Consider the following 23,909-nt stretch of genomic DNA (forward strand, 5'->3'; position numbering starts at 1 on the left):
ATTTTTTAATTAATCTGTCTTGTTTATCATACAGGTAGAGAATGGAAGGTGACAATATGAAGTGGAAAGAAATACCTAAACCAATTAAAGTCAGACTCGTAACATCCTTTTTTAACCGGACGGTGTCATTCGCCATCATGCCGTTCATGGCCTTATTGTTCGTCGACGCGTTTAATGCTGTCATTGCCGGATTGTTTTTAATCAGTACCGTCTTCTTAAGTTTCTTCATCGGATTAATCGGCGGGTACCTCGCCGACCGTTTCCCGAGAAAACGGCTGCTCGTCCTCTCGACGACGGCGACCGGCTTGATGTTCTTGACGATGACGATCAGTCTCGCCGTCAACCAAATGATTGCCTTCACGCTTGCCTACGCCATCTTCACCGTCACGAGTAACATCGGGCGACCGGCGATGGGAGCGATCATCATTGACGCGACGACGCCGGACAACCGGCGGGCGGTCTATGCGATCGATTACTGGTTGATCAATCTCTCGATTGCACTCGGGACGGCACTCGGAGGCTGGCTCTACGTCAGCAACAAACTGTTCCTGTTCAGCTTATTGACGTGTACGTCGCTCCTCTTACCGGTCGCGTACCATTTCCTGCTCGACGAATCGAAACACGTCTGGCGGAAACAGCCGTTCCGGTCCGTCCTGACCGACATCACGAACAGTTACCGGATTGCCTGGCGCGACCGTCCGTTCGTCAAGGTCGTGCTCGGTTCGATGTGTATCCTCGCCGCCGAGTTTTCGATGGGCAGTTACGTCGCCGTCCGGCTGGCGGACGAGTTCAAGACCGTCGAATTCGGTGATCTCCTCGTCAACGGTGTCCGGATGGTCAGTCTGATCAATATCGAGAATACGATTCTTGTCGTCTGTCTGACGTTTTTCATCCAACGGCTCGCCAGCCGTTTTTCAAGCCGGAAGACGCTTGTCGCCGGACTAACGTTATACCTGGTCGGCTACATGACCGTCACGAGTGCGAATTCGATGACCGTCCTGTTGACGTTCATCTTCATCGCGACGATCGGGGAATTGTTGTACTCACCGACGTTAAACGCTGAAAAAGCGAACATGATGCCGGAAGATAAACGCGGCGCCTACTCGGCGTTCGCCGGGACGTCCCACGCCGGGGCCGACTTGATTTCACGCTCGACGATCATCCTCGGAGCAGTCCTAGCCCCGTTCATGATGAGTGTCTACATCGGATTGATTGTCTTCCTCGGATTGGTCTTAGCGTATTCGGGTCTTTACATGAAAGAAGTCGTCGAGACGAAACGAAACGTCTCGTAACCCAAAAGGAGTGGATAAAATGGAGGAATTGACAACGAAGCGGCACCGGTTACGACGCTGGCGCATGAGTGACGCTGAAGATTTATATGCCTATGCGAAAGATTCGCGTGTCGGACCGAACGCCGGCTGGGCACCGCACGCGTCCATCGACGAAAGCCGCGCCGTCATTTCGATGTTTCAGGAAGCGAATGATGGTTATGCAATCGTCGACCGGGCGACGAACCAGGTCATCGGCAGCTTCGGGATGCATACGCGCCGACCGATCGAGGCACTGGCTAGCAAAAAACAAGTCGAGTTCGGATTCGTCCTGCACCCTGATTACTGGGGACAGGGACGGATGCCTGAGATCGTCGACGCGGCACTCGCTGTCGCTTTTGTGGAGCTTGAGATGGAGATCGTCTGGTCTGCTCACTTTGATTTTAACGGTCAATCGCAACGCGTCATCGAAAAGATGGGCTTCCGCCACGTGCTCGACCGGCCGTTCGTCATGGAGCGAATTGACGGGCGGACGGTGACGAGCCGGCTGTATCGGTGGACACGGGAGCGGTATGAAGCGAAAAAATTATGTTGATTGGATCAGTAGCACAAGACGTCCCTCTCCGGATTATGGAAGAGGGACGTCTTGTTTTTTACGTTGTTTAACAATTAAAGAAGGAGCGGTATTTACAGACGTTTACTTGTTTTACGTTTAGGTAGCAACAGGTTCAGAATAACGCTAATCAGCCCTGCCATGACGCATTTGAATAAGTAGTTATCCGTTAGTCCCACGAGGACATATCCGTTAAACTTTTGAACGACGGTGGCTTCAGGGACCCAGTCGATGACAAGTCTAATCCCGAATAGTGCCGGCAGGCTAAGTGCTAGATAGACAATGAGGAAGACGAGAATCAGCATCTTAATATTCATAAAAGGTAGCCTCGATCCCAGTGGGTTTAATTCATTCTACTTTAAAATGTCATTAAATACCAAATAAAAATCGCTAACTCATAGCAATACTCGTTTGTAGCGGATTCTATGCATTTTTCGAACTAAATCACTTCTGCATCTGTCGTTTCGTAAGCAGCATCGGTAAGAAAAAGTAAAGATTCATACTGATCATCGAAATGAGATAACTGCTCAAAATGACGATTAATCCATTGACTCCAGTCTGATGTAAAACAAACTGTGGTAAAAAATAGGCGGCAAGTCCGATGGCGATAATCCATGTCCCTGACCAAACCGATAACCAGACGATGACGACGAGATAAAGCAATCCGATCGCATAACTGACAGGGAGCGAAAACGTCACGGTCGGTGAATCGATGAAGCGGTCGGCAAAAACGGTCACCAAGATACTGACTGAAAATAAGCCGCCGAACAGTCCGAACAGCACCTTTTGACGGACAGGACTGACCGTATGCGTCGACAGGTACCGCAAGATCAACGCGAGACAGACGATGAGTAATGCAACTGCGCTCGCAAAACTCAATAAGAGAATGGCGCTGTAGGAGACGGAACCATTAAAGAGCTGTTGAAAAAACGAAAAACTGGATCCACCTACTAACACAAGCCCGAAGATTTGCAACAGTCCTTTCCAATCAAAGGCCAGTTCGTTCGAAATCGACTGGATGTAAGCAGCCGGACTATCGCCGGTAATGGATTTGACCGATTTGCCATCCGTCTCAGCGTCGCGCAAGTGATCCTCGAGTTCGCTGACGATGTCTTGCGTCGCCTGTTCATTTTTTCCGGAAGCTAACAAATAGATCTTTAAGTCGTCTAAAAAACGAGTTGATTCAGTGGATAAGGGATGCATGGTTCATTCCTCCTTTAAAATCTGGTTGACACTTGTCGAGAGTCTCTCCCAACGTGCCGAGAAAGCGGTCAGTTCGTCGCGTCCTGCCGAAGTAATGGCATAATACTTTCGTTTTGGTCCGCTCGGAGACTGGCGTTGCGTTGCTTCAATCCAACCCAATTTTTGCATCCGCATCAATAACGGATAAATCGTTCCTTCACTGACGTCAGCAAAGCCGTAGGTCGCAAGTTTCGTCGCCAGTTCATAACCGTAGACCTCTTCTTCGGCGATCAACGCAAGTAAACAACCGTCAAGAATCCCTTTTAACATTTGAGTAGATGACATCAGTATTCCTCGTTTCGCTATCATGTATTGCAAGGTAACTATAGCCTATCATTCAATAACATGTAATACAAGGTAGTGAATTAAATTTTCCTGATAATTGAAAAAAACAAGTGCAATCAGCATTGATATGCAATATATTAGTTTTATGGATAACTCAAAAAAGACTCTTAAAATCAAACGGACTTCCTTGAGTCAGGAAGTGTATCAACACTTGCAGCAACAAATCATCACCTTGGAACTGGCGCCGGGTGAAAAATTGAATGACCTGGAACTGGCAGAACAGTTCGGTGTCAGCCGGACGCCTGTCCGGGAAGCACTGAAAAAACTGGAAGAGGAGGGACTCGTCGTCTTTAAACCCGGTTCACGGACGAACGTGACGGCACTGAATGTGGTGCAGGCACGCGAGACGTTTCCGATCGTCGCGACGCTCCATGGACTCGCGAGTCAACTGGCGTTTCCGCACATTACGCCGGAGACGTTAGTGACGTTACGCAAGCTGAATACCGAATTTCGGACGGCAATCGGTCAGGAGGATGCCCTCGAAGCGATGCAATGTGATGATGCGTTTCATCATGTCTTCTTACAGGCAAGTCAGAATCAGCAACTGACTGAAACGTTGAGTCGCTTGACGCCGCTCGTCCGTCGGCTGGAGTTCGCCCAGTTCAGCCGGATCGGTAGTTCGTCGGCAGATGACCACGATGCGATCATACAAGCGTGCGAACAGCGGGATGTCGATTTACTCGTCCGGTTGACGAGGCAGAACTGGAATGGGCTCGGTCGCCATATCATCGCAGCACTGAAGGAGGAGTGAAAATGCGTCCGCTCGTACTCGGTACCTTGGCGGCATTGTTTTTTGCCGTCACCTTCATCCTGAACCAATCGATGCAAGGAAGTGGGGGGCACTGGATTTACAGTGCGGCACTCCGGTTTTATTTTATGCTGCCGTTGTTGTTTATAATCGTCGCCTTTCGCCGGCGGGTCGGACATGTCTTCCGGGCGCTCCGCGAAGACCCGAAATTTTGGCTCATCTACGGGACGATCGGCTTCGGCATTTTTTACAGCGGGATTTGTTTTGCTGCCGATCATGCGCCCGGTTGGGTGATCGCCGGGACGTGGCAACTGACAATCCTTGCTGGTCCGTTGCTTGCGCCGTTGTTTCACCAGAAGATTCCCTGGACGGCGTTACGGTTTTCCCTTGTCATCGTCGCCGGCGTCATCGTCATGCAACTTGCCGTCGCGGAGAACGTCAGCCTGTCATCGATGCTGTACGGTGTCGTCCCGGTCCTGATTGCAGCGGTCGCCTATCCGCTCGGGAACCGGAAGATGCTCATACGGTACGGTGACCAACTCGACGTGTTCGACCGGATTCTCGGGATGACGCTCGCGAGTCTTCCGTTTTGGTTCATCTTGACGGCATTTGCATACCGTTCGAGTGGCGTCCCTTCGATGGCACAAGTATCACAGTCGGCACTCGTCGCAATCTTTTCCGGCGTCGTCGCGACGTCCTTGTTCTTTTACGCGACATCGCTCGTCCATCGTGATCCCGTCCGGCTCGCGACAATCGAGGCGACACAATCGTTCGAAATTTTGTTCACCGTCCTCGGAGAAGCCGTCTTTTTACATGCGGCATTTCCGTCAGGTCTCGGACTGCTCGGTATCATCCTCGTCATGCTTGGGATGACACTCCACAGTTTTCGACAAGCCAGTCCGACCGTCATCTCGGATTGATTTTATTTCAACTACCTTAATTTAAAAATAACTTAGCAAACGAGGGAACAAGGATGGTACTTACAGGAACACTTGTCAACACAGGACTAATCATCGTCGGGACGTTACTCGGCCTCCTGTTTCACAGAATTCCCGAGCGGACGAAAGAAACGGTCGTCCAGGCAATCGGTCTCGCCGTCGTCGTGCTCGGTGTCCAGATGGGGTTGAAAAGTGAGAACTTTTTAATCGTCATCGGCAGTCTCGTCATCGGTGGGGCGCTTGGCGAATGGTTGCGGATCGATGAAAAGCTCAACCGGCTCGGCGAATGGCTCGAACTGAGAATCGGCCGGGGACGCCCGTCAAACATCGCTGAAGGATTCGTCACGGCGACGCTGATCTTCGTCATCGGCGCGATGGGCGTGCTCGGGGCGCTTGACGGCGGATTGCGTCAGGATCACGACGTATTGTATACGAAAGGATTGATTGACGGCTTTACGGCGCTCGTCCTCAGTTCGACGCTCGGCATCGGCGTCATCTTCTCCGCCATTCCCGTACTTCTGTATCAAGGGGCGATTGCCCTCGGTGCCGTCGCAATCACCCAATATGTTCCGGATGCCATCTTGCAACAGTTCATCGTCGAGATGACGGCGACCGGTGGGGTGATGATTTTAGCGATCGGGTTGAATCTTGCCGGTATCACAAAAATCCGGGTCGCAAATCTCCTGCCCGGCATCGTGATGGTGGCCCTGATTGTGACAGGACTTCAACTATCCGGATTTAATTAAAAAAACTGCGCCTTTCATCTCGGAGACATCTGTTGTCCACGAAATGAGGGGCGCAGTTTTTTTAGTGAATAGATTGAAGCGCGTCTTTAGGCAAAACATCGGTCGTGTAATCGGTCAGCTGGTGTTGATTGTAGTCGAACGTGTGTCGGCAAAGAGGACCGTTCAAGATGTTCGGTAAATAATGTTTTAAGTTACTGATGATCCCGATATTGTCCGGATCAAGAATCCAGTTTAGCGATTTCCAGTCGAGAATCCCTTCGCGCGTCACGAGCGGTGTCGGAAGTGTTTGACCATCCGGTAAGTCGGCGAGGTAGAGGTAGATGCCGACTGCCTGTTCAGCGCGTAGGACGGCTGTACCGGCGAACTGGACTTGTGACAGCATGATTCCCGTCTCTTCGAACGTCTCCCGGACGACAGCGGCAGTTGGTGTTTCACCGGGTTCGATTTTGCCGCCGACACCGTTCCACATTCCCATCGCCGGCTGCTTTTGCCGGTTGAGCAAGAGGAACTGATCGCCTTGGCGGACCAGGCAAAGCGTATACGGGTAGGGTACGTCCTGCACGATCAGAACAGCTCCTTTTTCCAACTCGCATACTGTTCGTCTGACGGGACGGGTTGGATCGTTTTCTTTCCATCCGTCCAAGTCGTCAAGGCTTGTTCCGTCAAAATACGGTGCCCGGTTTCAGTCCGGACGGCGAGTAAACTCCGTTTATTGAACGGGGAGGCGGCATGCTGCTGGATGATTTGTTCGATCGCTGCGAGCTGCTCCGGCAAAAGCGTCTGTTGGGTATAAAAATGGTAGCCGATGATGAACGTGTCGTCGAGTCCTATCCGTTGCATTTCAAGCTGGTACCCGGAACCGTTCGGGGCAATCCGGAAGCTGCCGCTTGGTGAAAGGACGATCTCACCTGTCAATGGAACAGGGCGTAAGGCGAGATTGATTCCGAACCCACTGTCGACGAGGTACGTCGCGCCTGCATGCTGGAGTAGAATCGCGACATGGGTCGGACCGGTCGCCGACCAGACTTCATGTTCATTGTCATAGACGGTCGCTTTGACGAGCGCGACATCAAATCCTTTGATCCGCAAAATTTCATAGAGCAGATGATTTAAATCGTAACAGACACCGCCTGCTTGATTGGTGACGAACGTCTGCTCAAGGCGTGCTTCGTTAAAAGGTAACGTCCGTTTCGAGAGGACGGCCTGATTATCAAACGGCAGGTGGTAGGCGAATGCTTCTAATAGAGATGGTAAATCGTCAAACGTAATCGGCCGGTCAAGTGGAAACTGTATCCGGGATGCAATGGTTTTCATGAGAGATGACAATTGAATTCCTCCTTTTTCGGTCTTCTTAGTATCGCATAAATCGTGAAAAAAATTGTCATATGCTATCTGAAAATAAGATTAAGTCTTTCGTCAATGGAAAAACTTTGGTATGCTGAGACGGGATTAATTAAGAATGATTCTCATTCCAATAGAGAAAGAAGGAATACCATGTCACGTAGACGGACATCTTGGATGGTAGCCATCTTAATGGTAAGCTGCCTGATGCTTGCGGCATGTGCCGGTCAAGCAACTGAAAAACCAGCCAACACACATAAAGTCCTGCATGAAGCGGGGGCAACAAACGTGCCGGACCATCCGAAACGAGTCGTCGCGCTCGAGTTTTCGTTCGTCGACGCGCTTGACGAACTGGGGATCGAACCGGTCGGAATCGCCCAGGAAAACAAAGACGATGTGTCGGGTCTGCTCGGCAAGAAGATTTCCTTTACGGAAGTCGGAACGCGGCAACAACCGAATCTCGAAGTCATCAGTTCGTTGAAACCGGACTTGATCATCGGTGATTTCAACCGGCATAAAGGGATTTACAAACAACTGCAACAAATCGCACCGACAATCATCCTGAAGAGTCGGAACGCGACCTATCAGGAAAATATCGATTCGTTTCAAGTTATCGCAGATGCAGTCGGACAACCCGACAAGATGTACGACCGTTTACAGTTGCACGAGGAGCGTCTCGCAACAGCCAAACAAAAAGTCGACCCGGACGATCACCGTAAAATCATGGTCGGTGTCTTCCGGTCGGATTCGTTGACGGCACACGGTGAAACATCGTTTGACGGCGAATTGCTCGAGCGCATGGGCATCGACAATGCTATCACGAAAACAGCGGAACCAACCGTGACGATCACGCTGGAACAAATCGTCAAATGGGATCCGGACGTCATCTTCATGGCGGAAGCCGATCCGAAATTGCTCGACGAGTGGAAAAAGAATCCGCTTTGGAATCAAATCACAGCCGTCAAAGCAGGCGAAGTCTACGAAGTCAATCGTGACTTGTGGACGCGTTACCGTGGGCTCGATGCCGCGGAACAGATCGTTGATGAAGCGATTCAACTACTCAATACAAACAATAAGTAATACATGCAAAGCCAGAGCAATCTGGCTTTTGTTGATGAAAGGAGGATACATTGATGATCCGGCATACACGATTGATCCGCTTGCTCGTCGTACTCCTTGTCCTGATCGGACTCGGATCCTACCTCAGTCTGTTTCTTGGCGTCACGACGATTGATCCGCTTGATGCCTTAAAAGAATGGACGTCCGGCAACTTGTCGAAAGACACGTTGGTCCTGACGACACTCCGCCTGCCACGGTTGGTCCTCGGTTTATTGCTCGGGGCAAACTTAGCCGTCGCCGGTGCCTTGATGCAGGCGGTCACCCGTAATCCGCTTGCTTCACCGCAAGTCTTCGGAGTCAACGCCGGGGCGTCACTGTTCGTCGTCCTCGCGTTGTTGCTCTTCCCGGCTCTCGGGACAGCGAATCTGGTCTATTTCGCCTTTTTCGGTGCACTGATCGGCGGATTACTCGTCTTTTCCTTTGCCTCGGTCCGCGGCATGACGAGCCTGAAGCTGGCACTCGTCGGGATGGCGATTCATTTACTGTTGACGTCATTGACGAAAGGGTTGATTTTGTTCAACGACCGCATCACCAATGTCCTGTACTGGTTATCCGGTTCGATCAGTGACAGTGGCTGGATTGAAGTCCGGTTGATTTTACCCTGGTCGATCGTCGGCTTGATTTTAGCCTTCAGTTTGGGCAAGTCGCTGGCGATTTTTCAGCTCGGTCAGGACGTGGCCGTCGGACTGGGGCAGAACATCACCCGAATCCGGATGCTGGCAGCCGTTGCCGTCGTCCTGCTTGCCGGGGTAACGGTCGCCGTCGCCGGGGCAATCGGCTTCATCGGTCTGATGGTGCCGCATATCGTCCGGCGGTTGGTCGGCGAGGATTACCGGTATGTCTTACCGATTTCGGCGTTATCCGGGGCTGTGTTATTGACATATGCCGATGTCCTCGCGCGCTTCGTCGCCTATCCGTATGAGTCACCGGTCGGGATTGTGACCGCCTTACTCGGAGCGCCGTTCTTTTTGTACTTAGCGAAACGGCAGACAAGGAGTGTGATTTAAATGAACATCCTTCGTCAAAAACCCTGGTTCGGTCTCTTGCTGATGGTCATGTTCGTCACGGTCGGAAGTTTTCTTCTCCTTGGCGTCGGTTCCATATTTTTGAAGCCGGGTGAAGTCGTCGCGGCCCTTCAAGGAAACGGTTCTGGTTCCTTCATCGTCATGAACTACCGATTGCCGCGGACGCTGCTTGCATTCCTTGCCGGCGGTTGTTTTGCCTTGTCCGGTGTCTTATTACAAGCAATCATCCGCAATCCGCTCGTCTCGCCGGACGTCATCGGGGTCACGAACGGCGCTGCCTTATTCGCCGTCTTGACGATCGCCTTGATTCCCGACGGTCCGCTCGTCCTGACACCGCTTGCTGCACTTGTCGGAGCGGGGCTCGTGATGGTCGCATTGATGCTGCTTGCCGATCACGGAAAGCTGCAGAACAGCTCCTTCGCCTTGCTCGGCATTGCCGTCAGTGCAATCTGTGCCTCGGGAACGGAATATCTGTTGATCAAGTTCCCGCTCCAGACGAATGATTCGCTCGTCTGGCTCGCCGGCAGTCTGTTCGGAAAAGGCTGGACGGAAGTGTCTGTCCTGACACCGGTCTTTCTTTTGTTCGGACTGATCAGTTGGACCGGACACCGGAAACTCGACGTGCTGTCGCTCAGTGAAGACGTCGCAATCGGACTTGGTCTACGGATGAAGAGAACACGGTATCGCTTCCTTGCCCTTGCCGTCGCTTTGGCGGGTGTCGCGGTCGCGATGGTCGGGTCGATCGGTTTTCTCGGTCTTGTCGCCCCTCATATGGCGCGACGCTTGATCGGTCATCGGCATCACTTGTTGATTCCGATGGCGGTCCTCGTTGGTGGCGGACTGCTTGTCGTTTCGGACGCACTTGGTCGCGGTATCCATCCGCCACTCGAAATCCCAGCCGGATTGATCACGGCAATCATCGGTGTACCGTATTTCTTGTATTTGTTACGCAAGGAACGGTCGTAAGGCTGATCGATCTCTAATCGTAAAACAGCTTAATTAAACAGGGAGGCGGATGTAAAATCCCGTCTCCCTGTTTGGTATGAAATTGACTGTTTTATCGGCATAGATTAAGCGTCAGACCGTTAGTTCAACAATCAGTTCTTTTTAAATTAAGAAAAAAGCTTTCTTGATAACCGTCTCCAATCAAATGTCGACCGTCCAGCCCTCTTGATTGAACCTTTGATTTAATAGTGGAAGAAATAAGACGCATTCGTTATAAATTAAAGTGAATAACGTTTAACTAGTTCATCATTCAACGAATCACAAACATTAAGCATATCGATAAAGTACGGCGCCTGCCATTTTTGAGTTGCGATGGCTTGTTTACTTGTTGGTGTATCCCAGCTCGGATATACACGCATCGCCATCTTTCCTTTTGTTGCATCAGATGAAAGGACATTTTGTTTAAGAAGTACTTCTTTCGGAAAGATAAATTGTCCGAATGCTGTTTCATTTTTAAAAGTCGTGATGACTAATAGATCAGGGGCTTCGTCGTATCGATAGGGCTGATTCTTATTGTTGTCGTCTTTTTCCCAAAAGACCACAAACTGTCCTAGTTTTGTAGGCGTTACATGTCCTATCCGAAAACGAACGGTTTTGGAAAATATTTTAAAAGTCCCAGCACCATAGTTCGCATTTTGTGGTTCTTCTTGAACCCTCTCTAATGGTAAACGATTGGGTTCATAAATGATTTTATTTACATAATTCAGTACTTCGAAAAAATCATGCACGTTTCAGTTCATCTCTCAACGGATTTAAGTATAAAAGAGATTATCGATGAGACAGTCTAAATCGAATAAAGAAAAGGGATATTGATTTTCCGGCTGAAGCAGGAAGGGATTCATTATCCAAAAAAGGCGAGTATCTATTCTATTGTATTCGGTATTGTCAAGAACACTCGATGCTTTTTCGTTTCTGAAATCTTGTGACGAGTTGAAAGGTTATCTTTTGATCCATTTTGCTCCTCGTCCACGTCCTGAGGGTTTGATGAGTCCTTCATCCCGAAGTTCACGCAGAATTCGATTAATCGTTGCTTCGCTGACATCCGGGCAGGCGTTCCGGACATCCGCTTTAGTGAACGGTGTAATACGGCTTTCGACAAATTGACGAATTCGTCCTGCCTTGTTTTGATTGCCGGTCGTAATCAGTCCGACCCGGTCCTCCAGTTCCTTATAAGCGGCAAGGATTGTACTCAACAGGTAGTTGACCCATGGGAAAGGATCCTGCTGATTCTGATGCCAGTGAATAGAAGACAGTCGAAGCGACTCATAGTAGTCTTCCTTACGCGACTCGACAATCTTTTCCAGACTGATGTACCGTCCAACCTCGAAACCTTCCTGGTAAAGCATTAATAGTGTTAATAAGCGTGACATCCGACCATTTCCATCATTGAATGGATGAATCGACAAGAAATCGAGTACAAAGAGGCTCGTCAAGATAAGTGAATCGACGTCTTCTTGTTGCCGCCTGTCACGCAGACTATCGCATAATGCTTGAACTGAGGCAGGTGTCTCGAATGCCGGCACCGGAACGAAACGTGTCCGTCGTGTCCCGTCAGGAAACGTCTCGCTGATTTCGTTATCGACGTTTTTCCAACGACCACCTTCGACGGGAACGAATTTATAAAGTTCCTTATGAAGTTGTAACAACACGTTTGCATTGATTGGAATATCTTGTGCCGAAGCATGTATCAAATTCAAGACATCGCGATAACCGGCAATCTCTGCCTCGGAACGGTCGGCAGGGTCTGCTGATTTCGACATGATGGTATGGAGGCGGCTTTCTGTAACGACAATTCCTTCAATCGCGTTCGATGCTTTTGTCGACTGAATGACAGCGACGTCTCGTAACGTATTGAGGATTTGAGGAGCTTGTTGTTTATACAAATCTTGTTTACCTTTATATTCATTGATTCTACTGATTAAGCGAACCGTTTCCATCGGCAGTGCAATGGTATTTAAATAACTATACGTATAATTTCTCACATGTAGCGCCTCTTTCATTAATAGACTCATTGATAGCTAAACATGTTCATTTGCTAGAGAAATGAGTATGTTTAATTAAACTATAACGTATTTAAGCGTGTTCAAAAAGAATAAACATACTCATTTTAAGACAAAATGAGTATGTTTATTCAAAAATGAACTAATTGATATGGATTTAAAACGATTAAACATAGTCAAAACCAATCGAAATGAGTATGTTTAGCGTTAAATGAGTTAGTTTATAATTTTCAGACAATCTTGTTAGTTAATCAAAAGAGTGTTGTTTTTCAAAACATCATAAGATTGGTGACAACAGGCGCGAGATACTTTCTTTAAAGCGGATCATCCGCGGACGGGCAGCGTATTTTTCCCGCGTTAACAAGCTACTATCGGCGACGTCCGATAAAAAGAGCAGTTCCAGTTCTTCGCCGACCGCCGCATACGTCGCCCAGTAGACGAACGGGTGATCCGGCTGGTTCGGAATCATGATCTTCAGGGTAACGCCAGACGCTAAGGCAATCCGGCAGGCATCCATGAAACTGGCGTCCGGAATAAAGTAGGGTGACTGAATATAGATTGATTTTTCCGCCGTATGAATCATTTGGATCAACATGTTTTTCAAGTATTCCGTCTCTGACGTTGGACCGGATGTCACGATTTGAGCCGGGACACAGTCTGTCGAATCCGCTAGCGGTGGAATCGGTGCCGTTGACCAATCGGTCCTCTCACGGCTCGCGGCGTCCCAGTCCTGTTCGAAGTGGTATTCGAGTTCCTCAATGACGGGGCCGAGGACCCGGAGGTGGGTATCGCCCCAGTAACCGAACTGTTCGTCTTCCCCAAGGTACTCGGAGCCGACGTTAAAACCGCCGATGTAGCCGATTTGCCGGTCAATCGTACAAAGTTTCCGGTGATTGCGGTTGTTGATCCGCAGGTTGAAGATGCCGAACAGCGAAGCGAAAAACGACCGGACTTCACCGCTGTCTTGGTTAAAGGCAGCAAAGTCCTTCGCTTTGAGTTTCCAGGAGCCGATTGCATCATAGAGAACGCGCTGACGACGAAACCAAAACAGGTCATTCACAAAAATCTGTCCCACTCATCACAGCAACAGATTCTCAAGCAGGTATTTTAACGTTTAACGTCTAAAGTATAGCTTTAGACATACATAAGGAGTGAAACGACATGTTTACCCATCAGATCACAGAACGACTCGGATTAAAATTGATTGAACGGCAAGATGCCGACGCCCTGTTCGCCTTAGTCGACACCAACCGGGACCACTTACGGGAGTGGCTCGGCTGGGTCGATGGAGCGACGGGACCGGACAGCTATCGCGACGAAGTGATTCCGGCCTGGCTGAAGCAGTATGCGGACGGAGACGGTTTCGCCTGCGGGATTTATTATGACGGCGCTCTAGTCGGAACCGTCGCCCTGCACGAAATCAATCAAACGTTACGGCAGACATCGATTGGTTATTACGTAACGGGGGATGGACGCGGAAAAGACTTGATGACGGAAGTCGTTCACTTCGTCACAGCATACTGCTTCACGACACTCGGCTTGAATCGAGTCGTCATTGAATGTGCGGCTGGTAATACACGGAGTCAACGGATTCCCGAGCGGCTCGGGTTCGTCAAAGAAGGGACGTTACGGTCGGCAGAACGTCTTTACGGAGATTTCCATGATGTCATCGTCTACGCGATGCTCGCCGATGACTGGCAATCGAACATGATACAGGTCGAACAAACGGAAGTAGGGGACAACCGATGACGAAAATCCGCTTTGAACCGATGACGGAAACGACGTATCAGACGTATTTACCAACGGCAATTGAAGAGTACGCCGCGGAAAAGGTGAAAGCGGGAACGTGGGTGGAGGCGGAAGCGATCGACCGGTCAACGGCCGAGTTTCGTCAACTCTTACCGGACGGACGCGCGTCAAAAGACAATTATCTTTTCTCACTAGTCGATGAGGCGACGACTGAACCGGTCGGGATGATGTGGTTTCATGTCGTTCAGAAAAAGCAGGGGCGGACGGCATTCATCTATGATTTTTCGGTTGATGCACATCACCAAGGAAAAGGCTACGGGCGACAGGCGATGGTGGCGCTTGAACAGGTCGCACGGCGGATGAACATCAAAATCATCGGACTTCATGTCTTTGCCCACAATACGCGGGCGATCAAGCTGTATGAATCGTCAGGGTACGCGCCGACGGATCTCCATATGGAAAAACGGTTGGATTAATTGAACTACCTCCACCTACGCTTTGCTAAGAGGTGGAGGATTCCTGAGTTATTCGATCTAATGCTCGAAACTTTATCAGGCTAACCCCGTCGTCCCGACGGTTGAACGTTAATCTTGTCAGTTTCTTTTACGCGTTTGCCTACTTTGCTTGGTTTTCGCTACTTCGGTCATCCGCAAGGTGAACGTTGAAGATTTTACGTGACAGACGAACTTCCTGTCACAACCCTATATCTTCAGTTTCCAAAGAACATGACATTGATTTTATTCCTGATTTTGAGTGTTTTTAAACCAAGAATGTCGTGCAATTGACGTGTCTCAAGACACGTCTTGCCCGAAGGCGATTCATCTCCCACCTACGCTGGGCTTCGCCCCAATACGCTTGGAGGTGGGCGTATTCTCGCCTGATTTTTGATAAAAGCACGAAAGCACGAAAGCAACTGTACCAGCTGCTTTCGTGCTTTTTGTTAGTTGAATTCGTTCAGCGCCACGTCTGTAACGTGTTCGCGAACTGGATGTCGGTCTCAAGTTCTCCTTCGATGCGTTTCAGAGCAAAGTCGTTGCCGGCCAACCAGTCGCGGAAATCAAACTCGACCGGCTCTTGGTCACCGCCGAGCGCGAACCAGACCTTCAAGTCCTCCGGGAAGTACGCCGACGTATGAATCGTTCCGGCCCAGTGGGAGTAGAGCTCGGAAAAGACCCCTTTATCGGTATCGTTGAGTAGACGGAAGGCAGACTCCGCATCTTGAATCAAGTGCTGGTGCGACTTCATTTCCATCATCCGTCGTTTCGAGTCATCGAGATGGAACCGGTTTTCGTGTTGCAGTAAATCAAAATGGTTCGTACAGAGATTCGTCTCCCGGACTTCGATGTCGCGTGCCGTCGCTTCGATGACGAACGAGCGCGCCGACTTATCGTGGACGACGTAGGTGAAAGAACCGCGGTGCGGCAATTCCTTGACGAGCGAAATCGCGTCTTCGACCGATGTACACGTTTCAAGGATGATCCGGCCAATCATGAAACTGACGAATCCGTCTCCGGGGCGTCTCCGGTTGATGAAGTTGTAGCCCATCGCCAGTCCGTGTTCGTTCATCCCGTCCATCCGACCGGTCACGCGTGACGCGGGACCGATGATGGCAGAACCGCCGTCCGTCGGTTGGAAAACGGAAAACCGTCCGTCGTAGGTCATCGGATGATAATCATAATTGCGGACTAAAAAATTATCGCCCGTCATGATCGAACAGCCGCTTTTCGGACCTTCGACGCGGTAATGACCAAAGTGAAGCAATGTGTCTTCAAGCGACAGTTCAAGTTCATCCTGGAGTCCGAGGATTTCATCCCACATGTGCGGGACATACCGCAGGAACATTTCTTTTGTTTCGCCCGGGTCGACCTGAAAGCGTGGAACCCGAATCTTCCAGTTGTCTTCCCGGTTATGGAGTAATTCATTTTGCTTAACGTACCGTCCTTGTTCGCGACCGAACTCGTAATGGGTGCCGCGAAACTGAGTGATTTCATTAGCAACCTGTTGCATGACGACTCATCCTTTCTGCTTCTCGTACTGCCGATTATACCGAACGACTTAACAAAAGTCGTAGCCGACGCATTGGCGGTAACACATCATGGATTGGAAAAATTCCGTAAAAAGAGTCAAACATCGCTTCATTTTACCGATATAGAAAAGTGAGGGGGAAAATGGATGAAAAATTTGACAGTACGAAGAAAGATTCAAGTGTTGGTTGCGACAGCACTCGTCGCGATGGTCCTGATTACGAGTGCGAGCATCTACTTTTTAAATCAGATGGCCAATGCATCTGAAGCGATGTATGAAGAAAATTTAATTCCCGTTCAAGAAGTCGGGAAGATTCGGATTGATACCCGGGCGCTCGATTCGTTCCTCGTCGAGATGATGTTGACGAAAGATTCGGCACGACTCGAAGAACTGGAGGGTCTAATCGATCAACGCCAAGCACAAATCCGGACGGCGGTCGACAAGTTCGAGCGGACGGCGAACATTGGTGCCCGTGAGGCGAAGCAGCTTGAAGAACTAAACGATTACATCATCGCCTACGACAATGGACTCAGTACGATTCAAAGTTTAGCGATTGAAGGCAATAAAGAAGAAGCCTATCAAACATACTCTACTGGTCTCGAACAAGTTCGGGATCAAGTCGCTGATACGGCAGCAAGCTTAATGAAATCGATGACGAATCAAGCGAAGTCGATCAACGAACAAAATCAGGCAGAGAAACAGACAGCCTTTTACTTAATGGCGGCAATTTTCATCGGATCGTTGCTTTTGTTTGCGATTTTAGCGATTTACATCATTCGCTTAATCACGCGACCGATCCGTTCACTCCAAGGCTGGATGGAACAGTCGGGTGATGGTGATTTGACGGTACGTGGTGATTACAATTCAAAAGATGAACTTGGTCAATTAACAGCATCGTTCAATACGATGACGGAACAGTTGCATCATGTCATCGTCGAGATGACGGGCACGTCGAACCACGTCGCGAAAGCATCGGACGAACTGAGTGCGAACGCGGAAGCGACGACGAAAGCGACGGAACTCGTCGCCGTGACAATGGAAGAAATCGCGAGCGGATCGACACAACAACTAGGTCAAGTCTCGGGCGCGTCACGAACGGTCGAGGAATTGACGTCCGGCATCCGCCAAGTCGCGCGGAATGCGCAACAGATGTCTGACGTGACCGGCGACGCGATGGGGAAAGTCGAGCAAGGCAGTCAAGTCGTCGACAAACTCGGCCGACAAATGGAACAAATCAATACGGACGTCACGGAACTTGGACACGTCATCGTCGGACTCGGTGGTCGCTCAAAAGAAATCGGGCAGATTACGGCGTCGATCACGGGCATCGCCGCGCAAACGAACTTACTTGCCTTAAATGCAGCGATTGAAGCGGCACGTGCCGGGGAGCAAGGGCGCGGATTCGCCGTCGTCGCAGCAGAAGTCAAGGCGCTCGCCGAACAATCGGCGGTTGCGGCGAAGCAAATCGAAGGATTGATTCAAGTCATTCAGCGGGAGACGGAACATTCCGTCGTCTCGATGGAAAAAGTTTCGGGTGAGATGACGAGCGGGATTCACGTCGTCGCAGCAGCGAGTGATTCGTTCAAGGAAATCGAGTGCTCGATCGTCGACGTGACGGATCAAGTCGAAGAAGTATCCGGTGCTGTTCAGGAAATGGCAGCGGGCAGCGAACAAATCGCGGCCGTCATGCGGGAAATCCAGGGCGTCACGGAAAGTGCTGCTGCCGGAACGGAGAATATTTCAGCGTCGACGGAAGAGCAGATGGCATCGATGCAGGAAATTTCATCGGCCTCGCAGTCGCTTGCGACGATGGCAGAGGATTTAAAAGGACTAGCGGACCGGTTTCAAGTTTGAATCGATTTCGGATCGTGAAAGATAAGATCATACAAAAACGACGGATGCGACGCTATTACAGCGAAAGACATCCGTCGTTTTAATTGGTTACGAAATTTTAGTTTTATCCGTTTGCTTCGGGAACTGGTTGAATTTCGTCAGCATGAAGTGGATGACGCTATAGGCGATGAGCATCCCAAGTAAGCCACCGAGTGTGTTCAGCAATAGATCATCAACGTTGAAAGTACGACGGAAGAGCAGACCGACATAACTGAAGACAAATTGCAGCGTCTCAATCACAAAACTCACAAGGAAAAGGAGCAGCAATCCTGTTGTGAACCGTGTTTTGAAAAGGACAACAAGATAGACGCCGAGCGGCAGGAACAAAAGGAAGTTATAAGCAGTCAACTTTACTGAATTCCAAAAGAACCAATTGCCTTGCTGTCCTGCAATCATCCAATCGTTAATAAAGTGGAAAGGGCGCAACTGAATTTCGATTGAACCTGCTTGCGGAGGGAATTGAACTACCTCCACCTACGCTACGCTAAGAGGTGGAGGATTCCTGAGTTATCCGACCTATCGGTCGAAACTTTATCAGGCTACCCCCGTCGTCCCGACGGTTGAGAGTTAATCTTGTCAGTTTTTTTTTACGCGGATGCCTACTTTGCTTGGTTTTCGCTACTTCGGTCATCCGCAAGGTGAACGTTGAAGATTTTACGTGACAGACGAACTCCCTGTCACAACCCTATATCTTCAGTTTTCAAAGAACATGACATTGATTTTATTCCTGATTTTGAGTGTTTTTAAACCAAGAATGTCGTGCAATTGACGTGTCTCAAGACACGTCTTGTCCGAAGGCGATTCATCTCCCACCTGCGCTGGGCTTCGCCCTGAGACGCTTAGAGGTGGGAGTATTCTCGCCTGATTTTGATAAATTGTCGTCCTTAAGATTGGACGCGTTTCGCTTTTTTTGTTTCCATATCGTGAATACGATAATGCCAGTCGAGAAGATATAAAACACACCATAGAGTTGCTGGATCAAATAAGGCAGATCAAACAGATGGATGATGCGAAATCCAGCTACAAGCATGAGACATAAGATGAATGCTAGTTTTGTACTCAAAACATTTACCTCCTAAATAATTTAAACAAGGAAAATGGGAATTAAAGACCAAAAATAGGATAACACAACAAAAACCCATTCATCTTTCATTATTAGGAATTAACATTGTTTTTGTGGAAAAAGCAGGGATTTTGAGTGGGAGTGCCGTAATATGCGTTTAAGGACAGTAAATGAAAATCGGAGGAATGAACATGACTTTTCCCGTTTTACAAACGGAGCGATTACAGCTCGTCGAAGTAACAGACGACCATGCGGAAGCATTATTTGAAATCTTATCGGACGAGGCGGTGACGCGCTTTTACGGGATGGACCCGTTGACATCTGCCGAACAAGGAACCATGATCGTCAAGTCATTCGACGATACCTATAAAACAAGACGCGGCATCCGCTGGGGGATGGTCGACAAGGAAACCGGAGCGTTCATCGGGACGATCGGCTTTAATCACTTGAGTGAATACAGCAAGAAAACAGAAATCGGTTTCGAATTAAGTCCCGCTTATTGGGGGAAAGGTTATACATCGGAAGCGGTCCGGGTAATTTTGCGGTATGCGTTTGAAGAACTTGATTTATTCCGTGTCGGAGCCGTCACCTTCCCGGATAATGTCGCGTCAATCCGTCTCCTCGAAAAACAAGGGTTCGTTCAAGAAGGCAAACTGCGGGGTTATCTCTATCAAGGTGGACGTTCGCATGATGGGTGTTTGTTTTCGATAATTCAACCGGACTGGGTGGTGAAATCATGAAAACACCGCAACGGTATTTCAACATACTTGGACTTTTCCTGATGGGCGGTATTTTTTTAACACTGGTGACGATGCCGGTCGCGATTGATAAAACCGGGCACCTGCACATCGACCGGACATTGTTTTTACATGATGAAAAATTGTTGTCCTTCACCGTATTCTTTTTGATTGCATTCGCGCTTTATTTTTTGGTCGTCAATCTACCGGCGTTCACATCCTTTACACAGAACAAAAAATAATCTTTTAAAAATCATTGAATAACGAGCTAGTTATATAATAGACTGGTTATGTTAGAACACGTGGCATAGGAAAAGAGGAGGAGGCGAGGGGCCATTGAACACAGACGTCGAAACAGTCAGTGCCTATTTGAAATTGCTGAGTGACGGAATCCGGCTTGATATGTTGAATCGCCTGCAAGAGCGTGAACACTGTGTCTGTGATTTCGTCGATGTGTATGGCATATCCCAGCCGGCAATCAGCCGGCATTTGAAATTATTACGGCAAGCGCACATCATCTTGGAACGACGCGATCGTCAGTGGATTCATTTTCGGCTTAATCCGGACCATTCACACTATGCATTGCTCGTGACGATTTTAGCAACACTCGAACGACCGTCCTTGACGGAAAGAAATATGTGCTGACCGGAAAGGTCACTTTTCGGTTGGTCGACAGCGTCATTATATAACAAGGTTGTTATGTGAAGTTGCTGAAATTAAAATTTTTTATAGAAATGAAGTGACGATTTTGACTGGAACACACGTACTTGCGATTGGAATCTTTTTAATCACGTTATTTTTAATCATCAAACAACCGAAAGGTCTCGGGATCGGTTATTCGGCGATCGGGATGGCCATCATCGCCTTGCTGACCGGCGTCGTCAATCTTGACGATGTCGCGACCGTTTGGGGCATCATCTGGAACGCGACGTTTACCTTTATCGCGTTGATCATCATCTCGCTGATTTTAGACGAGATCGGCTTCTTTGAATGGGCCGCCTTACATATGGCACGAATCGCCAAAGGCGGCGGATTGAAATTGTTCATCTACATGACGCTGCTTGGGGCAGGGGTCGCTGCCTTGTTCGCAAATGACGGCGCCGCGTTGATTTTGACACCAATCGTCCTCGCGATGGTCCGGCACTTAAAGTTACCGGATTATGTCGTCCTCGCGTATGTCTTCGCGTCCGGCTTCATCGCCGATACGGCAAGTCTGCCGTTCGTCGTTTCGAACCTCGTCAACATCGTCTCGGCCGACTTCTTTGACATCGGCTTTACGGACTATGCGGCACGGATGGTGTTCGTCAACGTCTTTGCGGTTTCCGGGAGTTTACTCGTACTTTATCTTTACTTCCGTAAGAGTATTCCGAAGACTTATGACGTGACACAACTCGTCGCACCACGCGCGGCAATCAAAGATCAGCGAATGTTCAAATTATCATGGGTGGTCCTCGTGCTGCTTGTCGTCGGTTACTTCACGAGTGATCTTATCGGGATTCCCGTCAGTCTCGTTGCCGGCGTCATCGCCTTGTTCTTCTTACTGATGGCCCGCCGTTCACCAAGTGTCCCGACGAAACGAGTCATCGCTGGTGCACCATGGGCAATCGTCTTCTTCTCGCTCGGGATGTACATCGTCGTTTACGGGCTTCAAAATGCCGGTCTGACGCAACTTTTAGCGGACATCATCGATGGATTTGCGACAAATCTCGCCGCCGCGACGTTCGGGATGGGCTTCCTCGCTGCCATTTTGTCATCGATCATGAACAACATGCCGACCGTGATGATTGATGCACTCGCGATCGATCTCAGTCAGGCAACAGGATCGATCCGGGAGGCCTTGATTTATGCCAATGTCATTGGCTCCGACTTAGGTCCGAAAATCACGCCGATCGGGAGTCTTGCGACGTTACTTTGGTTACACGTCTTACGGACGAAAGGTGTTAAAATCGGGTGGGGACAATACGTTAAGATTGGAACGATTTTAACGGTTCCGACGCTTGCGATCACCTTACTTGGTCTTTACATCAGCTTGTTACTTTACTAAGGGGGATTATTCATGAAACTACTCATCATCGGTTCAGTTGCTGCCGGAACATCGGTCGGCGCGAAAGCCCGTCGGAACGACGAATCATTACAAATTACGATTTACGACCGCGATCAAGACATCTCGTACTCGGGTTGCGGCATCCCGTACTTCGTCGGTGGTGAGATCGAAGACATCGATACCTTGACACCACGGGACGCGGCATTCTTTAAAAAACGCTACAACATCGACGTCAAGACCCAACATGAAGTCGAATCAATCAATCATCAGACGAAGACGGCGACCATCTTAAATGGCGTAACGGGTGAACGCTTTGAGGATACGTACGATACGCTGGTCCTCGCGACAGGTGCCTCAAGCATCATTCCGCCATTTCCCGGTGTTGATGCACCAAACGTCTTTTCTGTCCGGAACGTCCAGAACGCCGGAGCGATCCGTACGTACATCGAGCAACACGATCCGAAGACGGTCACGATCGTCGGTGGCGGATTCATCGGACTTGAGATGGCGGAACAATTGACGTATCGCGGCATTGCCGTCACGCTCGTCGAACGGCTGCCGCAAGTCATGCCGCCGCTTGATTTTGATATGGCATCGCGTGTCGGTGATCATCTTGAAAGTAAAGGGGTCCGGCTGTTGTTAAATGAATCCGTCACGGCATTGACGGGCGAAGGCGAAGTTGAGCAAGTCGAACTCGCGAGCGGAAAATCGATTGCGACGGATTTCGTCATCCTCTCGGTCGGCGTCAAACCGAACACGGAACTGGCGACGCAAATCGGCGTCACACTCGGTCAGACGGGGGCGATTGCCGTCAATCCGCAAATGCAGACGAACGTGAAAGACGTCTACGCCGTCGGTGACGTCGCAGAGAGCTTTTCCGTCATTACGGGCGAAGCAATCTATCGGCCGCTCGGTTCAACAGCGAACAAGATGGGTCGGATTGCCGGGATGGTCATCACAGGGGAAGAGGCGGCACATCGCGGCATTCTCGGGACGGGGATTTTCAAGGCATTCGATTTGACGGTCGCCCAAACCGGCTTGACGGAAAAAGAAGCCCTTGCCGCCGGATTCGATATTGAGATTTTACACAACATTAAACCGGACCGTCCCGAGTATATGGGCGGAAAGGACATGGTCATCAAAGCGATTGCTGACCGAAAAACAGGACGGGTCCTCGGGGCACAAATCGTTGGACCGCAAGGCGTCGACAAACGGATTGATGTACTCGCGACGGCAATCACGTTCAAGGCGAAAGCGGAAGACTTATTCCACCTCGATCTTGCCTATGCCCCGCCGTTCTCGACGACAAAAGATCCCGTCCTCTACACGGGGATGGCACTTGATAATGCGATTAAGAAGACGGCCCGCTTAGTGACACCGGAAACATTGGTCGAGCAAACAGCGACGGAAGAATCGATTCAAATCATCGATACGCGGTCGAAAAAACAGTTCGAGAAGAATCATGTCGACGGCGCGGTTCATATCCCGCTCGGCGAACTGCGGACGCGGGCTGCGGAACTCGACCCATCCATCCCGACGGTCGTCTATTGTAATAAAGGCGTCACCGGCAATGCAGCGCAAAACGTGCTCAAGAATCTCGGGTTTACGGATGTCTGTAACTTGTCCGGTGGAAATACGAACTATCAGCACCTGAAGCATTGTTTTTCTAAGAAATAAGCGCAAAAATCGCATAAACAGGAACCACGCTCCGTCTGACGGAATGTGGTTCTTTCAGCGTGCAGACAAACTATTATGAAGCGTGAACATGCGATAACGAGAGGCAATCCGTTCGCGCTTCCTTGTCTCGCCTCGTCTTCAAAGCGGCAAACTTCCGCGCCGCTACAGCAAAGCTGCAGGGTCGCGACCGATTGCTTTTCGCTTTAAAAGCGATTCGATCAGAATCGCGGCGCACTAAACCGCCTGCATGCCCGGCTTTCCGTCACGGTATTCCCTAAAAAGCGTCACGTTTCGTTGACTCCTACGGGAAAAAGTGCGTTTTCAACGCACG

Annotated in this window: 26 protein-coding genes and 1 pseudogene; 16 read left to right on the top strand and 11 right to left on the bottom strand. The window is 49.7% G+C overall.

The annotated features are described in order from the left end of the window. Positions 1–56 precede the first annotated feature (56 nt). Both KNP88_RS13335 and KNP88_RS13340 read left to right on the top strand, forming a co-directional pair. Positions 57–1,292 carry an MDR family MFS transporter gene (locus KNP88_RS13335; protein ID WP_214894185.1) on the top strand — a complete coding sequence of 412 codons (1,236 nt, stop codon included), beginning with the start codon at positions 57–59 and terminating at the stop codon, positions 1,290–1,292. A 19-nt stretch (positions 1,293–1,311) separates the two neighbouring features. After that, positions 1,312–1,863, top strand: a complete 552-nt coding sequence (locus KNP88_RS13340) for a GNAT family N-acetyltransferase (protein ID WP_214894187.1) — start codon at positions 1,312–1,314, stop codon at positions 1,861–1,863. 92 nt (positions 1,864–1,955) lie between these two features. Here KNP88_RS13340 and KNP88_RS13345 read toward each other — a convergent pair whose 3' ends face one another. The 3 genes from KNP88_RS13345 to KNP88_RS13355 all read right to left on the bottom strand — a co-directional run bounded on the left by KNP88_RS13345 (position 1,956) and on the right by KNP88_RS13355 (position 3,408). Beyond that, the gene (locus tag KNP88_RS13345; RefSeq protein WP_214894189.1) at positions 1,956–2,198 is read right to left on the bottom strand and encodes a hypothetical protein; all 243 of its coding nucleotides are present in this window, start codon (positions 2,196–2,198) and stop codon (positions 1,956–1,958) included. A 127-nt stretch (positions 2,199–2,325) separates the two neighbouring features. After that, positions 2,326–3,084 (bottom strand): HAAS domain-containing protein, encoded by a 759-nt coding sequence (locus tag KNP88_RS13350; RefSeq protein WP_214894191.1) that lies wholly within the window; start codon positions 3,082–3,084, stop codon positions 2,326–2,328. A 3-nt stretch (positions 3,085–3,087) separates the two neighbouring features. Then, positions 3,088–3,408, bottom strand: coding sequence for a PadR family transcriptional regulator (locus tag KNP88_RS13355; RefSeq protein ID WP_214812061.1), 321 nt, complete (start codon positions 3,406–3,408; stop codon positions 3,088–3,090). 145 nt (positions 3,409–3,553) lie between these two features. Between KNP88_RS13355 and KNP88_RS13360 the strand changes: the two genes are divergently transcribed. The 3 genes from KNP88_RS13360 to KNP88_RS13370 are packed head-to-tail and all read left to right on the top strand — an operon-like array spanning position 3,554 to position 5,900. Then, positions 3,554–4,219 (top strand): GntR family transcriptional regulator, encoded by a 666-nt coding sequence (locus KNP88_RS13360; RefSeq protein ID WP_214894193.1) that lies wholly within the window; start codon positions 3,554–3,556, stop codon positions 4,217–4,219. Between the two features lie 2 nt (positions 4,220–4,221). Next, a complete protein-coding gene (locus KNP88_RS13365; protein WP_214894195.1) occupies positions 4,222–5,136 on the top strand; it encodes a DMT family transporter in 915 nt (304 codons plus the stop codon). A gap of 53 nt (positions 5,137–5,189) precedes the next feature. Beyond that, complete coding sequence (locus KNP88_RS13370; RefSeq protein WP_214894197.1) at positions 5,190–5,900, top strand: DUF554 domain-containing protein; 711 nt, start codon at positions 5,190–5,192, stop codon at positions 5,898–5,900. A gap of 61 nt (positions 5,901–5,961) precedes the next feature. On the opposite strand, the gene KNP88_RS13375 is transcribed toward KNP88_RS13370, so the two are convergent. Together KNP88_RS13375 and KNP88_RS13380 are read right to left on the bottom strand one after the other, a co-directional pair. Beyond that, positions 5,962–6,462: an NUDIX hydrolase gene (locus KNP88_RS13375; protein WP_214894198.1), complete on the bottom strand. Its 501-nt coding sequence runs from the start codon at positions 6,460–6,462 to the stop codon at positions 5,962–5,964. A gap of 2 nt (positions 6,463–6,464) precedes the next feature. Next, positions 6,465–7,226: an arylamine N-acetyltransferase family protein gene (locus tag KNP88_RS13380; RefSeq protein ID WP_251132556.1), complete on the bottom strand. Its 762-nt coding sequence runs from the start codon at positions 7,224–7,226 to the stop codon at positions 6,465–6,467. Positions 7,227–7,394: 168 nt separating this feature from the next. Here KNP88_RS13380 and KNP88_RS13385 point away from each other — a divergent pair, with 168 nt between their 5' ends. The 3 genes from KNP88_RS13385 to KNP88_RS13395 are packed head-to-tail and all read left to right on the top strand — an operon-like array spanning position 7,395 to position 10,351. Further along, positions 7,395–8,321, top strand: a complete 927-nt coding sequence (locus KNP88_RS13385; RefSeq protein WP_214894199.1) for an ABC transporter substrate-binding protein — start codon at positions 7,395–7,397, stop codon at positions 8,319–8,321. 53 nt (positions 8,322–8,374) lie between these two features. Beyond that, entirely contained in the window at positions 8,375–9,367 is a 993-nt protein-coding gene (locus KNP88_RS13390; protein ID WP_214894200.1) for a FecCD family ABC transporter permease, read from the top strand. Further along, the gene (locus tag KNP88_RS13395; protein WP_214894201.1) at positions 9,368–10,351 is read left to right on the top strand and encodes a FecCD family ABC transporter permease; all 984 of its coding nucleotides are present in this window, start codon (positions 9,368–9,370) and stop codon (positions 10,349–10,351) included. 257 nt (positions 10,352–10,608) lie between these two features. Here KNP88_RS13395 and KNP88_RS13400 read toward each other — a convergent pair whose 3' ends face one another. From KNP88_RS13400 to KNP88_RS15885, 3 genes and pseudogenes are all read right to left on the bottom strand, one after another. Next, positions 10,609–11,118 carry a MepB family protein gene (locus KNP88_RS13400; RefSeq protein WP_214894202.1) on the bottom strand — a complete coding sequence of 170 codons (510 nt, stop codon included), beginning with the start codon at positions 11,116–11,118 and terminating at the stop codon, positions 10,609–10,611. A gap of 210 nt (positions 11,119–11,328) precedes the next feature. Then, on the bottom strand, positions 11,329–12,372 hold the full coding sequence (locus KNP88_RS13405; protein ID WP_353048793.1) for a Fic family protein: 1,044 nt from the start codon (positions 12,370–12,372) through the stop codon (positions 11,329–11,331). Between the two features lie 295 nt (positions 12,373–12,667). Next, a pseudogene (locus KNP88_RS15885) lies at positions 12,668–13,039 on the bottom strand (phospholipase D-like domain-containing protein); the annotation flags it as partial. A 512-nt stretch (positions 13,040–13,551) separates the two neighbouring features. Between KNP88_RS15885 and KNP88_RS13415 the strand changes: the two are divergent. Together KNP88_RS13415 and KNP88_RS13420 are read left to right on the top strand one after the other, a co-directional pair. Next, on the top strand, positions 13,552–14,139 hold the full coding sequence (locus tag KNP88_RS13415) for a GNAT family N-acetyltransferase (RefSeq protein ID WP_214894205.1): 588 nt from the start codon (positions 13,552–13,554) through the stop codon (positions 14,137–14,139). Next, complete coding sequence (locus KNP88_RS13420; RefSeq protein ID WP_214894206.1) at positions 14,136–14,615, top strand: GNAT family N-acetyltransferase; 480 nt, start codon at positions 14,136–14,138, stop codon at positions 14,613–14,615. The genes KNP88_RS13415 and KNP88_RS13420 overlap by 4 nt, the downstream gene beginning before the upstream one ends. Positions 14,616–15,093: 478 nt before the next feature. On the opposite strand, the gene KNP88_RS13425 is transcribed toward KNP88_RS13420, so the two are convergent. Then, positions 15,094–16,146, bottom strand: coding sequence for a C45 family autoproteolytic acyltransferase/hydrolase (locus KNP88_RS13425; protein WP_088836998.1), 1,053 nt, complete (start codon positions 16,144–16,146; stop codon positions 15,094–15,096). 165 nt (positions 16,147–16,311) lie between these two features. Here KNP88_RS13425 and KNP88_RS13430 point away from each other — a divergent pair, with 165 nt between their 5' ends. After that, the gene (locus KNP88_RS13430) at positions 16,312–18,018 is read left to right on the top strand and encodes a methyl-accepting chemotaxis protein (protein WP_214894207.1); all 1,707 of its coding nucleotides are present in this window, start codon (positions 16,312–16,314) and stop codon (positions 18,016–18,018) included. A gap of 87 nt (positions 18,019–18,105) precedes the next feature. On the opposite strand, the gene KNP88_RS13435 is transcribed toward KNP88_RS13430, so the two are convergent. Then, complete coding sequence (locus tag KNP88_RS13435; RefSeq protein WP_214894208.1) at positions 18,106–18,531, bottom strand: VanZ family protein; 426 nt, start codon at positions 18,529–18,531, stop codon at positions 18,106–18,108. 328 nt (positions 18,532–18,859) lie between these two features. Continuing rightward, on the bottom strand, positions 18,860–19,120 hold the full coding sequence (locus KNP88_RS13440; protein WP_214894209.1) for a hypothetical protein: 261 nt from the start codon (positions 19,118–19,120) through the stop codon (positions 18,860–18,862). Between the two features lie 191 nt (positions 19,121–19,311). Between KNP88_RS13440 and KNP88_RS13445 the strand changes: the two genes are divergently transcribed. The 5 genes from KNP88_RS13445 (at position 19,312) to KNP88_RS13465 (ending at position 23,578) form a co-directional block, all read left to right on the top strand. Then, complete coding sequence (locus KNP88_RS13445) at positions 19,312–19,860, top strand: GNAT family N-acetyltransferase (RefSeq protein ID WP_214894210.1); 549 nt, start codon at positions 19,312–19,314, stop codon at positions 19,858–19,860. Continuing rightward, entirely contained in the window at positions 19,857–20,099 is a 243-nt protein-coding gene (locus KNP88_RS13450; protein ID WP_029333604.1) for a hypothetical protein, read from the top strand. The genes KNP88_RS13445 and KNP88_RS13450 overlap by 4 nt, the downstream gene beginning before the upstream one ends. A 94-nt stretch (positions 20,100–20,193) precedes the next feature. Then, a complete protein-coding gene (locus KNP88_RS13455) occupies positions 20,194–20,502 on the top strand; it encodes an ArsR/SmtB family transcription factor (RefSeq protein ID WP_214894211.1) in 309 nt (102 codons plus the stop codon). Between the two features lie 94 nt (positions 20,503–20,596). Continuing rightward, positions 20,597–21,901 carry an arsenic transporter gene (locus tag KNP88_RS13460; protein ID WP_214894212.1) on the top strand — a complete coding sequence of 435 codons (1,305 nt, stop codon included), beginning with the start codon at positions 20,597–20,599 and terminating at the stop codon, positions 21,899–21,901. Between the two features lie 12 nt (positions 21,902–21,913). Further along, entirely contained in the window at positions 21,914–23,578 is a 1,665-nt protein-coding gene (locus KNP88_RS13465) for an FAD-dependent oxidoreductase (protein WP_214894213.1), read from the top strand. The last annotated feature ends 331 nt before the right edge of the window (positions 23,579–23,909 follow it).

This window comes from Exiguobacterium sp. H66, assembly GCF_018618705.1.
In the GTDB taxonomy this organism is placed as follows: Bacteria; Bacillota; Bacilli; order Exiguobacteriales; family Exiguobacteriaceae; genus Exiguobacterium_A; species Exiguobacterium_A oxidotolerans.